This window comes from Priestia sp. P5_B4, from assembly GCF_056400385.1.
On record NZ_JBFULJ010000906.1, the window covers coordinates 1 to 1,531 of the forward strand.

Sequence of the window (1,531 nt, forward strand, 5' to 3'; positions counted from 1 at the left end):
CCGCAAGAAGTGAAGAAAGCCGTTACTTCTTACATAAGCAAAAAAGATGCACATAAAGAGAGCATGAAGGGACATAAAGCTAGCAAAATTGATTTGAAAGCGAAAGAAATGCAAACAAAACAAAAAGAAAAGTTTCAACGAGGCGAATTTGCTAATATTAAGTCTCAAGGAAACAATTCGGGGAACGGGGTAAACGTTAAACCTGCAGCTCAGGCCAAATATAACGGACAAGTGAGAAAAGATAAAGTTCTTGTTCTTTTAGTCGAATACGCAGACTTTAAGCATAACAATGTCGTTCAAGAACCTGGTTACATGTATGCAAAAGATTTTAACCGAAATCACTATCAGCAATTAATGTTTGGAAAGAAAGACTTTACGCTATTTAACGGTAAGAAAATTAAAACGTTTAAGCAATATTATGAAGAACAGTCTGGAGGCAGTTACACAGTAGATGGAACGGTTTCTGACTGGTTAACTGTCCCTGGAAACGCAAAAGAATACGGAGCAGACAATCCAGCGGGAGGAAACGATAATGCGCCTGGATCTAAAGGACCTCGTAATCTTGTAAAAGAAGCGCTTGCTGCAGCAGCAAAAAGCGGCATGAACCTTTCAGATTATGATCAGTTCGATCAATATGATATCGATGGAGACGGCAACCGCAATGAGCCTGACGGCATAGTGGACCACTTAATGGTCATTCATGCTGGAACTGGGCAAGAAGCAGGTGGAGGTAAACTAGGAAACGATGCTATTTGGTCTCATCGCTCTACTTTGGGACAAGTGTATAAAGTTCCTGGAACAAATATGGCTGCTTATGATTATACAATTGAACCAGAAGACGGAGCAGTTGGCGTTTTTGCTCATGAATTTGGCCATGATTTAGGTTTGCCGGATGAGTATGATACACAGTATACGGGTCAAGGTGAGCCGGTAGGCGTTTGGTCAATTATGAGCGGAGGGAGCTGGGCTGGTGAAGTAGCTGGAACAGAACCGACAAGTTTCTCCCCGCAAAATAAAGAGTTTTTCCAAGCAAATATGGGTGGAAACTGGGCAAATATTCAACAAATCGACAGCAAAAACATTACAAAATCGGGCTCTGTGAGCGTGGTTGATCAAAGCGTGACAAAATCCAAAAGACCGGGTATTGTAAAGATTAATTTACCTAAAAAAGCTGTTCAAGGGATTAAGCCTGAGTTTGGAAGCAACTACTACTACAGTAAACGCGGAGACGATCTGCATACGACAATGACGACGCCAGAGTTTGATTTAACAGCGGCCAAAACAGCGACGTTTAATTATAAAGCGTTCTATGAAGTAGAGGCAGAATACGATTATTTATATGTAAATGCGATTCTTCCTGACGGTTCAAAAGTTCTGTTAGATACAATTGGTGATAAAGCGAATAATGCAGACGGTTCTGCTGAAACTTCCGGCGGAAAATGGGAAGATAAAAGCTATGACTTAACGCAGTTTAAGGGTAAAAAAATCAAGCTTCAATTTGAATATGTAACGGACGGAGGACTTGCTCTTC

Annotated in this window: 1 protein-coding gene; it reads left to right on the forward strand. The window is 41.0% G+C overall.

All coding sequences use genetic code 11. The features are described 5' to 3' along the window. Positions 1–1,531 (forward strand): immune inhibitor A domain-containing protein (locus tag AC1DRF_RS27350; protein ID WP_477742229.1); only part of this gene is annotated, 1,531 nt, incomplete at both ends.